This is a genomic window from Streptomyces tendae, from assembly GCF_014650435.1.
GTDB lineage: Bacteria > Actinomycetota > Actinomycetes > Streptomycetales > Streptomycetaceae > Streptomyces > Streptomyces tendae.
Genome location: NZ_BMUY01000008.1, coordinates 95,545 through 107,890 on the forward strand (window position 1 = coordinate 95,545; position 12,346 = coordinate 107,890).

Sequence of the window (12,346 nt, forward strand, 5' to 3'; positions counted from 1 at the left end):
CGGCCTGGTCGGCGCGATGTGAGCCCGACCACGCAGGGTGACCGAGGGGGTGACCGCCGACGTGAACGCCCGCGCGGGATGGCAGGCTTGGCGCATGCGCCGACCCTTCGCCCTCCTCGCCGCGGCCCTTCTCGTGGGTGCGTTCGCCGTGCCCGCCTCAGCGGCGGACGGGGGCGACGCGCCCGCCGGGAGCGACGGGTTCACGATCAAGGACCCGCGCATCACCGAGTCCAGCGGCCTCGCCGCGTCCCGCCTGCACCCCGGCATCTACTGGACCCACAACGACCAGGACACCGGCCCGTACATCTACGCCGTGGACGGCGCCACCGGCGAGACCGTCGCCCGCGTCGCGCTGTCCGGCGTCGGCACACCGCGTGACGTGGAAGCGATCGGCATCGGACCCGGGAACAAGATCTTCGTCGGTGACATCGGCGACAACGACGGCGTGACCTGGCCGTACGTGTGGATCTACGAGCTGCCCGAGCCGACGGAGCTGAAGGACCAGACGGTCAGGGCGACGCAGTACGTGGTGAAGTACGCGGACGGTTCCCGCGACGCGGAGTCGATGCTGGTCCACCCGAAGACCGGGCGGGTCTACATCATCGACAAGAACGAGGACGGCGGGCACCTGTACGAGGGCCCGGCGAAGCTGTCGTCCTCCGGGAGCAACGTCTTCAAGCCCACCGTGCCCGTGGACCTGTGGGCGACGGACGCCGCGTTCTCCCCGGACGGCGAGCAGTTCGCCGTGCGCGGCTATCTCGGGGGCATCTGGTACGACTGGAACGGCGGGAAGATCCAGCGCAAGGGGCGGATCAGCGTGCCCCTGGGGCAGGGCGAGTCCGCCACCTACACCACCGACGGCAAGAAACTGCTGCTCGGCATGGAGGGCGCCAACAGCCCAGTGAAGGCGGAGGACGTGCCGGGCAAGGGCGGCGGTTCCGGCGGCGGTTCCGACGCCTCGGGCGGGGACTCCGCCGGGTCCGACGGCCCGGGCGGGGTCACGCTCAAGGTCGGCGCGGTCGGGCTGGTCCTCGCCCTCGCGGCTCTGCTCGGCCTACGCCGGCTGTCCCGGCGCCGCTGAGCCGTCCGCCGGGGCCGGGGCGTCCGGGGTGGGCGGGCCGTCCGGGGTGAGCGGGCCGTCCGGGGTGGCCGGGCCGTCCGGGGTGGCCGGATCCGCCGCCGCCCGGCGCGCGGTCACCAGTACCTCCAGCCCGTCCAGGATGCGCTGCAGCCCGAACTCGAAGTGGTCGAAGCCGGTGCCGAAGGCGTCCTCGGAGAGGGTGGACAGCACCGGGTAGCGCCCGCTGTTCATCGCCTCGACCAGCGCCGGCTCCTGGGCCTGCCAGAACTCCGCGTCCGTCAGCCCGGAGCTGCGCTCGGCCTCCCGCTCGTACACCTGCGTGCGGGCGGCCCCGACGACGTACCCGTCGATCATGACGATCACCGAGACCAGCTCGGGGTCGGACAGGCCCATCGGTTTGATGCGGGAGAGCACCCTCTCCATGCCGTCCAGGGCGGACGGGCCGAGGATCGGGCGCGACTGGTTGACCTCCAGCAGCCAGGTGTGGCGGCGGTAGAGGGCGAGCGTGGCGTGGCCGAGGGCGTGGAGCGCCGTCCGCCAGCCGCCGTCGCCGAGGTCGGCGGGGTTCTCGGACGGGCGTTGCACGCGGTCCAGCATCAGGTCGAGCAGCTCGCCCTTGCCGGGGACGTAGCGGTACAGGGACATCGTGCCGGTGCCCAGCTCGGTGGCGATCCGGCGCATCGAGACCGCGCCGAGCCCGTCCCGGTCGGCGACCTCGACGGCGGCCTCCACGATCCGCTCCAGCGTCAGTCCCGGCCTCGGGCCCCGGCTGGGGCGTCGGCCGGTGTCCCACAACAGTTCGAGGGTGCGGCCGATGTCGCCGCTGCCGCTGGTCTCCGTACCGCTTGCCATGCGGTCAGTTTAGAACCGTGCCAAGAAACTGAGTACGGTGTACGCGTAATCGGGTACGGTGTACCCAGTTGGGAAGTGGAAGGGGGCTGGGACTCATGAGTGACACGTACGCGGTACGGGCCGAGGGCCTGGAGAAGAGGTACGGCGACAAACGCGCCCTGGACGGCTTCGACCTGACCGTCCGCGAGGGCACCGTGCACGGCCTGCTCGGGCCGAACGGCGCGGGCAAGACCACGGCCGTGCGCATCCTGTCCACGCTGATCCGGCTGGACGGGGGACGGGCCGAGGTGGCGGGCCTCGACGTCGCCCGGCAGGCCCGTGCGGTGCGGGCGCGGATCGGCCTCACCGGCCAGTACGCGGCCGTGGACGAGGTGCTCACCGGTCGGCAGAACCTGGAGATGTTCGGCCGCCTGTTCCACCTGGGCGGCAGGCGGGCCCGGGCTCGCGCGGTCGAGCTGCTGGAGCGGTTCGACCTGACCGACGCGGCCGACCGGGGCGTGGGCAAGTACAGCGGCGGCATGCGGCGGCGTCTCGACCTCGCCGCGTCGATGATCCTCGCCCCGTCCGTGCTGTTCCTGGACGAGCCGACGACGGGCTTGGACCCGCGCAGTCGCGGCGAGGTCTGGGAGTCGGTCCGCGCGCTGGTGGCCAGTGGCACGACGGTCCTGCTGACCACGCAGTACCTGGAGGAGGCCGACAAGCTGGCCTCCCGCATCACCGTCATCGACCGGGGCCGGGCCATCGCCGACGACACCCCGGACGGGCTGAAGAACCTGGTCGGCGGCGACCGGATCGAGGTCGTGGTGGCCGACCGCGCCGAGATCCCCGGGGTGGTGAAGACGGTCGCCCGGGTCTGCAAGGGCGAACCGGAGGTGGAGGACGAGGCGCTGCGCGTGCACGCCCCGGTCACCGACCGGGTGTCGGCCCTCACCGAGGTGGCGCGCACCCTCCAGGACGAGGGCGTCGCCGTGGAGGACATCGGGCTGCGCAGGCCGAGCCTCGACGACGTGTTCCTGCGCCTGACCGGCCACCGTACGGGCGCGGGGAGCGCGCAGGACACGGCGAGCACGGAGAAGGAGGCGGTGGCGGCATGAGCACCCTCGACGTCGACGGCGCCGCCGGCCCGGCGACGGTCCCGCGCGAGCGCGGGCGGCTGTACTGGCTGCTCGCCGACTGCGGCAACATCGTCCGCCGCGGCCTGACCCACTATCAGCGCCAGCCCGTCAACATCGCCTGGCAGCTGGGCTTCCCCATCCTGTCCGTCCTGCTCTACGGCTATGTCTTCGGCAGTGCGATGACCGTGCCCGGCGGCGGGGACTACAAGGACTTCCTGATGCCGGGCATGTTCGTGATGACCATGGCCTTCGGCTTCATCAACACCGCGACGGTCGTGGTGTACGACTCCACGAAGGGGGTCATCGACCGTTTCCGCTCCATGCCGATGTCGTCCTCGGCGGTGGTGGCGGGGCGCGGGGTGACCGATCTGGTCGTCGCCTGCGCGGAGTTGGCCATCATGATGCTGACGGCGCTGGCCATGGGCTGGCGTCCGGACGGCGGCTGGGGCTTCCTGGCCGCGTTCGGGTTGCTGCTGTGGCTGCGGTTCGCCCTGATCTGGGTCGGCGTGTGGCTGGGCCTGCTGGTCCCCAACCCGGAGGCGGCGGGCGGCCTGTTCGCCGTGGCGTTCCCGCTGACGATGATCTCCAGCATCTTCGTCGCCCCGCAGCTGATGCCCGACTGGCTGGGCTGGGTGGCCGCCTGGAACCCGATCTCCTCCACGGCGGCGGCCGCCCGCGACCTGTTCGGCACGCCGGTCGGCGGCGGCGACTCGTGGGTCGAACAGCACGCGCTGCTCATGGCGGGCGTGTGGCCGGCGGTCCTGACGGCGGTCTTCCTGCCGCTGGCGGTACGGAGGTTCCAGCGGCTGGGCCGGTAGGGGCGTTCGGGGGGCTTCGGGGCCGGGGGTGGAGACCGGGCGAGCGGTGGATCTCCACCCCCGGCTCCACCCGTGGGTCCAGGTGCCGAGCGCCTGGTCGGAGCAGCCTTGAGGGCATGACAACGACTGAGTGGATCACCGACATCGCCCTCGTCCTCGTCGTCTTCCGGCAGCTGCGGGAGGGCCGACTCGACCACAGGACGTTCCTGATCCCGCTGGGGATCGTGGCCTTCGTGGCGTACTCGTACCTGGACTCCGTCCCGACCGGCGGCAACGACCTGGTGCTGATCGCGGCCTTGGCGGGCGCGGGCGCCGTACTCGGCGTCGCGGGCGGCGTCTACACCCGGATCCGGGCACTCGACGGGCACCTCACATCCGCGACCGCGCCGACGCGGTCCGCCGCGCCATAGCGGCGGGACTGGCCTGACCCACCGCCCCCCGGGGGGCACCTTCCGTCTCTCGCGCCGACGGTGACTTGGCATGGGCCGACTGGGCGGAGATCGTCGAAATCGGACTGGGTGAGGGCCCGGGTCGTGACTGCTGGAGGCATCTGATGGCCACTTACACCCCGAACTTCCCGGGCAGCAACTCGATCGTCGAGGAGTCCTGGCTCGAGGGCCGCGCCAAGGGGCAGAGCGAGGGCAAGGCCGAGGGCAAGGCCGAGGGCAAGGCCGAGGACATTCTGCACATCCTCCACGTGCGGGGTGTCGAGATCCCCGACTCCGTCCGGGAGCGGGTCATCGGCTGCACGGACCTCGATGTTCTGGGCACCTGGCTCGACCGCTCGCTGAGCGCGACGCATGCCGAGGAGCTGTTCGGCGAGGAGTAGGACCCGCGGACATGCGGAGGGCGCCCGGTGGATGGTCCGCCGGGCGCCCTCCGTCGTTGGACCGGTCGGCCGGTCGTGACGGCTACAGCTTCTCGATGACGTGGTCGACGCACTTCGTCAGGGCCTCGACGTCCGTCGGGGCGATCGCCGGGAACATCGCGACGCGGAGCTGGTTGCGGCCGAGCTTGCGGTACGGCTCGGTGTCGACGATGCCGTTGGCGCGCAGCACCTTGGCGACGGCGGCGGCGTCGATGTCGTCGGAGAAGTCGATCGTGCCGATGACCTGCGAGCGCTTGGCCGGGTCCGAGACGAACGGGGTGGCGTACTTGGACTCGTCGGCCCACGTGTACAGGCGGGACGAGGAGTCCTTGGTGCGGGCCGTGGTGAAGTCCAGGCCGCCCTGGCCGTTCATCCAGTCCAGCTGCTCGCCGAGGAGGAACAGCGTCGCCAGCGCCGGGGTGTTGTACGTCTGGTTCTTGCGGGAGTTGTTGATCGCCGTCGGCAGCGAGAAGAACTCCGGGACGTGGCGGCCGGACGCGTGCACGCGCTCGGCGCGCTCGATCGCGGCCGGGGAGAACACGCCGATCCACAGGCCGCCGTCGGAGGCGAAGGACTTCTGCGGGGCGAAGTAGTAGACGTCGGTCTCCGAGATGTCGACCGGAAGGCCGCCCGCGCCGGACGTCGCGTCGACCAGGACGAGGGCGCCCTCGTCGGCACCGGCCACGCGCTTGATCGGCATGGCGACACCGGTGGAGGTCTCGTTGTGCGTCAGGCCGTACACGTCCACGCCGGCCTCGGCGCGGGCCTCGGGGTGGGTGCCCGGGTCGGCGGAGACGACGGTCGGCTCGGCCAGCCAGGGGGCGAGCTTCGCGGCCTTGGCGAACTTGGAGGAGAACTCGCCGAAGCTCAGGTGCTGCGACTTGTTCTCGATCAGGCCGTGGGTCGCGACGTCCCAGAACGCGGTGGAGCCGCCGTTGCCCAGGATCACCTCGTAGCCGTCGGGGAGCCGGAACAGCTCGCGGATGCCCTCGCGGACCTTGCCGACCAGGTTCTTGACGGGCGCCTGGCGGTGGGAGGTGCCGAGCAGGGACGTACCGGTGGCGGCCAGGGCGTCCAGCGCCTCCACCCGCACCTTGGAGGGACCCGCGCCGAAACGACCGTCCGCGGGCTTCATGTCAGCAGGAATCTGGATGTCAGCCACGAGCCGGAGGGTATCCCCTCGGCCAAACCGGACGAAGACATGTCCGTCCGATGAGACGAGATCTCCGCCGTGCGGACCTGTACGGAGCTACGAGCGCCCATGCTGGAGGGCATGACCGATCTGGAGGCAGCACTGCGCAGGGCCGTCCGCGGCGAGGTCGGGTTCGACACCACGTCCCGGGCGCTGACCACCATGGACGCGTCGAACTACCGGCGGGTCCCGCTCGGGGTCGTGGCCCCGAGGGACGCCGACGACGTGGCGGCCGTACTGGAGGTGTGCCGGGAGCGCGGTGTGCCGGTCGTGGCGCGGGGCGGCGGCACGTCCATCGCCGGGCAGGCGACCGGCACGGGCGTGGTGCTGGACTTCACCCGGCACATGAACCGGCTGGTCGGGATCGATCCGGAGGCGCGTACGGCCGTCGTCCAGCCGGGGGTGGTACTCGACCGGCTCCAGGATGCTGCCGCCCCGCACGGACTGCGCTTCGGGCCCGACCCCTCCACCCACAGCCGCTGCACGATCGGCGGGATGATCGGCAACAACTCCTGCGGCTCCCACTCGGTGGCGTGGGGCACGACGGCGGACAGCGTGCGCGAGCTGTCCGTGCTCACCGCGCGGGGGAGGCGGCTGCGGCTCGGGCAGGATTGGGCCGGGGCACCCGAGGGGCTGCGCGGGCTGGTGGACGGTGAGCTGGCCCGGCTGCGCACCGGTTTCCCCGATCTCCCGCGCCGTATCTCCGGCTACGCGCTGGACGCCCTGCTCCCGGAGCGGGGCGCGGACGTGGCCCGCTCCTTCTGCGGCTCCGAGGGCACGCTGGGCGTGCTGACGGAGGCGGTCGTAGGGCTGGTCGAGTCGCCCCGCGCGCGTGCGCTGGCGGTGCTGGGCTACGCCGACGAGGCGGGCGCGGCGGAGGCGGCGGCCGGGCTGCTGCCGCTCGGCCCGCTGACGGTGGAGGGCATGGCGGTGGACCTGGTGCCGTCCACGGAGGGACTGCCCCGCGGCGGCGCCTGGCTGTTCGTGGAGACCGGCGGCGACACGGAGGCGGAGGCACGCACCCGCGCGGAGGCGGTCGTGCGGGCGGCGGACGTCGTGGACGCCCTCGTCGTCACCGACCCGGGCGGGCAGCGGACGCTGTGGCGGATCCGGGAGGACGCGAGCGGTACGGCGACCCGGATGCCGGACGGCTCGGAGGCGTGGCCGGGGTGGGAGGACTGCGCGGTGCCGCCGGCCCGGCTGGGCGGCTATCTGCGCGACTTCCGGCGCCTGCTCACCGCCCACGAGCTGCGCGGCACGCCGTACGGGCACTTCGGCGACGGCTGCATCCACGTACGCATCGACTTCGACCTGCTGTCGGCGGACGGCGTGGCGCGCTTCCGCCGCTTCTCGGAGGAGCTGGCGGACGTGGTGGTGGCGCACGGCGGTTCGCTGTCCGGGGAGCACGGGGACGGGCAGGCGCGGGCCGAGCTGCTGCCGAGGATGTACGGCGCCGAGACGGTCGCCCTCTTCGAGCGCGCGAAGGCGGTGTGGGACCCGGACGACCTCCTCAACCCGGGGATGCTGGTCCGCCCGGCCCCGCTCGACGCCAACCTCCGCTTCTCCGTCCTGCCGCGCGAGCCGGTGGACGTGGAGTTCGGGTATCCGTCCGACGGCGGCGACTTCTCGGCGGCGGTGCGCCGCTGCGTGGGGGTCGCCAAGTGCCGTACGACGTCGGTGTCGGGGGCGGGCGTGATGTGCCCGTCGTACCGTGCGACGGGGGAGGAGGCGCACTCCACGCGCGGGCGCGCCCGCCTGCTGCACGAGATGCTCGCCGGTGAACTGGTCACGGACGGCTGGCGGTCGACGGAGGTCAGGGACGCCCTGGACCTGTGCCTGTCCTGCAAGGGCTGCCGTTCCGACTGCCCGGTCGAGGTCGACATGGCCACGTACAAGGCGGAGTTCCTGCACCACCACTACGCCGGGCGCCGCCGCCCCGCCGCCCACTACGCGATGGGATGGCTGCCTGTGTGGCTGCGCTGGGCGGCCCGGACGCGGACGGCACCGGTCGTCAACGCGCTCGCGACGGTACGGCCGTTGGCGGCGGTGGCGAAGCGGCTGGGCGGAATCGCGGGGGAGCGGGAGGTGCCGCGGCCGGCGGGGGAGACGTTCAGCCGGTGGTGGCGGAGGCGGGGAGGGCGGCCGGCCGAGGGCGGGGACCTGGTGGTCCTGTGGCCCGACACCTTCACCGAGCACCTCTCGCCCTCCGTCGGCCGGGCGGCCGTACGGGTGTTGGAGGCGGCGGGGCTGCGGGTGGCGCTGCCGCCGACGCTGCGGGGAGGTGCGGTGGTCGGCGACGGTACGTCGAGGTCGGCCGTGGCGCTGCTGACGGCCCGCCGGGGACAGGTCTGCTGCGGCCTGACGTACGTCTCCACGGGCCAACTCGACCGGGCCCGGGCGGTGATGCGCCGCACCCTGGACCTGATGGCCCCGGTGCTGGAGACGTCCGCGCCGGTCGTCGTCCTGGAGCCGAGCTGCGCCGCCGCCCTGCGCACGGACCTGCCCGAGCTGCTGCACGACGACCCGCGCGCGGCCCGGCTGGCGGCGCGTGTGCTGACCTTCGCGGAGGCCCTGGAGCGGCACGCCCCCGACTGGACACCGCCTCAGGTGAACCTCCCGGCGGTCGGCCAGACCCACTGCCACCAGCACGCGGTCCTCGGCGACGCGGCCGACCGGCGCCTGCGCGAGTCGGCGGGCCTGGCCGGTGAGCTGAGCGGCGGCTGCTGCGGCCTCGCGGGCAACTTCGGCTTCGAGGCCGGCCACTACGAGGTGTCGGCCGCGTGCGCCGAGCACCAGCTCCTCCCCGCGGTGCGCGAGGCTCCGGACGGCGCGGTGGTCCTGGCGGACGGCTTCTCCTGCCGGACCCAGCTGGAGCAGCTGGCGGGGGTGCGGGGGCGGCATCTGGCGGAGGTGCTGGCGGAAGGGCTGGAGTGAGGGGGCCGGTGGGTCTCCTACGGCCGGTGGAAGTGGACCTCGGGGTGGGAGGACGCGGGGCCGTGGAGGAGGGGCTGGGAGATGCCGCGCAGGTGGAGGTCGAAGAAGGCGCCGACGTAGTCGCGGGTGATGTACCAGCCCCGCTCGCCCGAGAGCGGCACCTCCGGATCGGGCAGCCCCAGCTGCTCCGCCAGCCAGGGGATGTCGGTGAAGGAGAAGTGCCCGGCTCCGGACACGGTCAGCCAACGCTTCCAGCCGTGCAGGCGGTCGTAGGTCTCGGCCCAGTCGCTCGCGGTGTTGCCGGGACCGTGGACGGCCTCGGCTCCGACCATCATGAACGGGCGTCCGCCGATGCCGTGTCCCGCGTCCGGCACGAAGAAGCCCCCGTCCAGGTTGACCCCCGCCCGTACCCGGCGGTCCGCCGCCATCGTGGCCAGGGCCGCCGCTCCGCCGATCGAATGCCCGGCGACGCCGATACGGCCCGGGTCGATCATGCGCGCCAGTGCCCCCGTACTCCGGCGGTCGATCAGCTCGTCGATCACGAAGGAGAGGTCCGCGGCCCGGCCCCGCACGACCGTCGCCTCGTCGACGTCGACGCCGACCCGGTCGCAGGCCACGCACGGCGGGACCCGGCCCCCGGGGAACTCCGTCCCGACGGACTCGTAGGCGTGGTCCACGACGGCGACGACGTAACCGCGGGCGGCCAACTCCTCGGCGAGCGCGGTGAGCGTGGTGCGGGGCATGGAGAAGCCGGGGGACAGCAGTACGAGGGGGAGGCGACTCGGCGCAGGGGGCGCGCCGGCCTGCGCGTGCGTACGCGTCCCCGCGACCGTCGCGGCCGGTACGACGCCGGCGAGTCCCTTGGCCTCCAGGAGCCGTTGCGCCTCACTCTCGGTCATGTACGCCGCCGGGCGTCCGCCGGACGAGCGTGCCGGGTAGGACACGGACACCATCAACTCCCGGCCCCGCGCCGTCGGCACCCAGGGGTCGCCGCGATGCCGGTCCACGAGGTGCAGGGTGCGGCGGCCCACGGGGTGGGGGCCGGTGGGCCGGGGCAACTCCAGCGCCGTGGCGGGCACCGACGACGCGGGGGCGGCCCCGAGGAGGGGTACGGACACTGCTCCCGCGAGCAGTGCGGTGAGGACGGTTCTGCGTGAGGTGCGTGATCTGCCGGTCATGCGGCCGACGCTAGGCGTCGGGGCCCGCTCAAGGCGTCGGAGCAGAGGGGTACTTGGGCGTACGACCGAGGTCTGACGACCGGCGCCGGGATGCCACCGTGGGAGCACCGGGATCGGAAGGCGGCTCGCGGGACGAGCGCACGCGAGGCGGCTGGTATTACTGGGGCATGCAGGAAGAGATTGCAGGCTCCGCGATCGACACGTTCATCTCCGCGTTCAACGCCTCCGACGACAGCTATGTGACGGCCCTGCTCTCCCAGGCTCTGACCTCGGACGTGGTCTTCTGGGGGCCGTTGGGTCGCAGCGAGGGAATCGCGGCGGTCGAGCGGTTCGTGCTGGACATCCGGCGCCACCCGGCGGGGACCGGCACGATGGTGCGCTGCTCGGCGGTGGACATGCCCGACGAGTGGGCCCGGTACCAGTGGGTCTTCACCACGCCGGACGGCGGCCCCCGCCTGGCGGGAACGGACGTCGTCCATCTGCGACGGAGCCTCATCGACCAGGTCATCGTCTTCGCGGGGGAGATCGAACCGTCCGCCGCATGAGTCGTCCCAGCGGCGAGTCCAGGGGCCGCGCCGGCTGGTCTGCCCGACTGCCTGCCGGGCGAACTGCCCGCACTCCTGCGCCGGACCTGCTCGTCCATGCACTCCGCCCTCGGTCTGTCTCTCGAGGGCTGAGGTCGAAGCGGGCCTCGGACCCGTCGTGGGACGTCGGCCCGTCCGAGGCGTCGGAACCGGGTGCCGCGACCGGTGCGTGATCGTTCGTATGGACGGTTCGGGTGATCAGGTGGAGGCGGCGTCGCGGCGGTGGGGTGGTAAGCGGGCTTGGGTGATCGGGGGCGGTGCGGTCGTCGTGGCGTTGGCGGTCGCCGCGGGGATGGTGGTCGCCGCTGGGGGACCGGCCGGCATCGCCGCGCCGTACGGGTGCGGGACGGGTGGAGTCCACGGCACCGCGTCCACCGACCCCGGGTCGAACCGGCCCGCATCCGACCGGCCCGCGCCGGACGGCGTCGCCGACTTCGACGGGGATGGGCACCCCGACCTGGCCCTCGGCTCGATGGGGGACGTGCCCGGCGGGTACGGCGGGGGCAGTATCGAGATCGCCTACGGGGCGGGGGACGGGACCGGGATCGCCCGTTGCCAGTACCTGACGCAGGACGACCCCGGGATACCCGGCGGCAACCGGGACGAGGCGTTCTTCGGGACCGATGTCGTGGCCCGCGACTTCGACGGGGACGGGTACACCGATCTCGCCGCATCCGTCTTCGACTGGAAGCCCAGCGTGATCATCATGTGGGGGTCCGAGGGCGGGCTGTCGCGTGGCGTCCGGGTGCCGGGGACGGACGGCAGCCACGTCTCCTGGGCCGACGACCCGATCCTGGACGAGCAGCTCGCCGCCGGTGACTTCGACGGGGACGGGCATCCCGACCTGGTCTTCGGGCTCGGCTCCGGCAAGGGCCTGCTCAAGGGGCCGTTCGGGCGGGACGGCGCCCCCGCCGGGACGGGCCGCGTCCCCGCTCCGCGCCGTCCCGCCCCGGACGTCGAGGGCGCGAACTACGACGACCTGGTGAGCATCCACGACGCCGACACCGGAGCCGAGGTGCCCTGGCGGGACCGGACCCGGCCGGTGAGCTACCTGCGCGGCGGCCGGGACGGCTTCACGCAGCCCGAGGACACCCGGCTCCCCGACGCGGGCGAGGGGGCGATCGGCGACGTGGACGGCGACGGATACGGCGACCTGGTCCTCAGCCCCCGGGGCGGCGACGCCAGCCGCAGCTCGGTGACGGTGGTGTACGGGTCCGCGGCGGGGCCGGGGGACCGGACGACGACCGTCGACCGCGACACTCCCGGCGTACCCGGCACGGAACCCCAGGACGAGGACGCCGTCTTCACCGGCCTGGACACCGGGGACGTCAACGGCGACGGGTACGCGGACGTGGTGGCCGGGGCTCCCCGGTGGGACGTGTACGGGGAGCCGGGGCCCGAGCAGGTGCTGTTCCTGGCGGGCGGTCCGGACGGGCTCGGCGGCGAGGGTGCCCGGCTGTTCGACGGGGACGACCTCGGCGCCGCGCCGGGCGGGGACGCCGACTTCGGCGGCGCCGTGGGCCTCACCGACCTGGACGGCGACGGACGGGCCGACCTCGTGGTGACCGCGCCGGGCAGTGACACGGTCGAGGGCGTCACGTACCTGCTGCCGGGCACCGCCGGGGGACCGTCCACCACCGGCGTCACCCGGCTGACCGAGGGCACCTTCGACGACACCGAGGGGCTGGACCTGCTGATGGGCGGCGGGGAGATCGCCCACTAAA

10 protein-coding genes and 1 pseudogene are annotated in these 12,346 nt (G+C 73.2%); 8 read left to right on the plus strand and 3 right to left on the minus strand.

Annotated elements, in window-relative coordinates:
• Positions 1 to 94: 94 nt before the first annotated feature.
• Positions 95 to 1,081: a WD40 repeat domain-containing protein gene (locus IE258_RS21655; RefSeq protein ID WP_189745947.1), complete on the plus strand. Its 987-nt coding sequence runs from the start codon at positions 95 to 97 to the stop codon at positions 1,079 to 1,081.
• Here IE258_RS21655 and IE258_RS21660 read toward each other — a convergent pair.
• Entirely contained in the window at positions 1,055 to 1,933 is an 879-nt protein-coding gene (locus IE258_RS21660; protein WP_189745949.1) for a TetR/AcrR family transcriptional regulator, read from the minus strand. The two genes, IE258_RS21655 and IE258_RS21660, sit on opposite strands and share 27 nt — an antisense overlap.
• A gap of 95 nt (positions 1,934 to 2,028) precedes the next feature.
• On the opposite strand from IE258_RS21660, the gene IE258_RS21665 reads away from it, so the two are divergent.
• From IE258_RS21665 to IE258_RS21680, 4 genes and pseudogenes are all read left to right on the plus strand, one after another.
• Positions 2,029 to 3,027: an ATP-binding cassette domain-containing protein gene (locus IE258_RS21665; RefSeq protein ID WP_189745951.1), complete on the plus strand. Its 999-nt coding sequence runs from the start codon at positions 2,029 to 2,031 to the stop codon at positions 3,025 to 3,027.
• Complete coding sequence (locus IE258_RS21670) at positions 3,024 to 3,866, plus strand: ABC transporter permease (RefSeq protein WP_189745954.1); 843 nt, start codon at positions 3,024 to 3,026, stop codon at positions 3,864 to 3,866. The genes IE258_RS21665 and IE258_RS21670 overlap by 4 nt, the downstream gene beginning before the upstream one ends.
• 116 nt (positions 3,867 to 3,982) lie before the next feature.
• Positions 3,983 to 4,237 (plus strand): annotated as a pseudogene (locus IE258_RS21675) (hypothetical protein); the annotation flags it as partial.
• A gap of 182 nt (positions 4,238 to 4,419) precedes the next feature.
• On the plus strand, positions 4,420 to 4,695 hold the full coding sequence (locus tag IE258_RS21680; protein WP_189745956.1) for a hypothetical protein: 276 nt from the start codon (positions 4,420 to 4,422) through the stop codon (positions 4,693 to 4,695).
• A gap of 82 nt (positions 4,696 to 4,777) precedes the next feature.
• Here the strand turns inward: IE258_RS21680 and serC are convergent, their stop codons facing one another.
• Positions 4,778 to 5,896: a phosphoserine transaminase gene (gene serC, locus IE258_RS21685; RefSeq protein WP_189745958.1), complete on the minus strand. Its 1,119-nt coding sequence runs from the start codon at positions 5,894 to 5,896 to the stop codon at positions 4,778 to 4,780.
• A 111-nt stretch (positions 5,897 to 6,007) separates the two neighbouring features.
• Between serC and IE258_RS21690 the strand changes: the two genes are divergently transcribed.
• Positions 6,008 to 8,860 (plus strand): FAD-binding and (Fe-S)-binding domain-containing protein, encoded by a 2,853-nt coding sequence (locus tag IE258_RS21690; RefSeq protein WP_189745960.1) that lies wholly within the window; start codon positions 6,008 to 6,010, stop codon positions 8,858 to 8,860.
• Between the two features lie 17 nt (positions 8,861 to 8,877).
• On the opposite strand, the gene IE258_RS21695 is transcribed toward IE258_RS21690, so the two are convergent.
• The gene (locus IE258_RS21695; protein WP_189745962.1) at positions 8,878 to 10,038 is read right to left on the minus strand and encodes an alpha/beta hydrolase family protein; all 1,161 of its coding nucleotides are present in this window, start codon (positions 10,036 to 10,038) and stop codon (positions 8,878 to 8,880) included.
• A gap of 167 nt (positions 10,039 to 10,205) precedes the next feature.
• On the opposite strand from IE258_RS21695, the gene IE258_RS21700 reads away from it, so the two are divergent.
• Complete coding sequence (locus IE258_RS21700; RefSeq protein ID WP_189745964.1) at positions 10,206 to 10,583, plus strand: nuclear transport factor 2 family protein; 378 nt, start codon at positions 10,206 to 10,208, stop codon at positions 10,581 to 10,583.
• Between the two features lie 283 nt (positions 10,584 to 10,866).
• A complete protein-coding gene (locus IE258_RS21705) occupies positions 10,867 to 12,345 on the plus strand; it encodes an FG-GAP-like repeat-containing protein (protein WP_189745967.1) in 1,479 nt (492 codons plus the stop codon).
• Position 12,346: the final 1 nt, after the last annotated feature.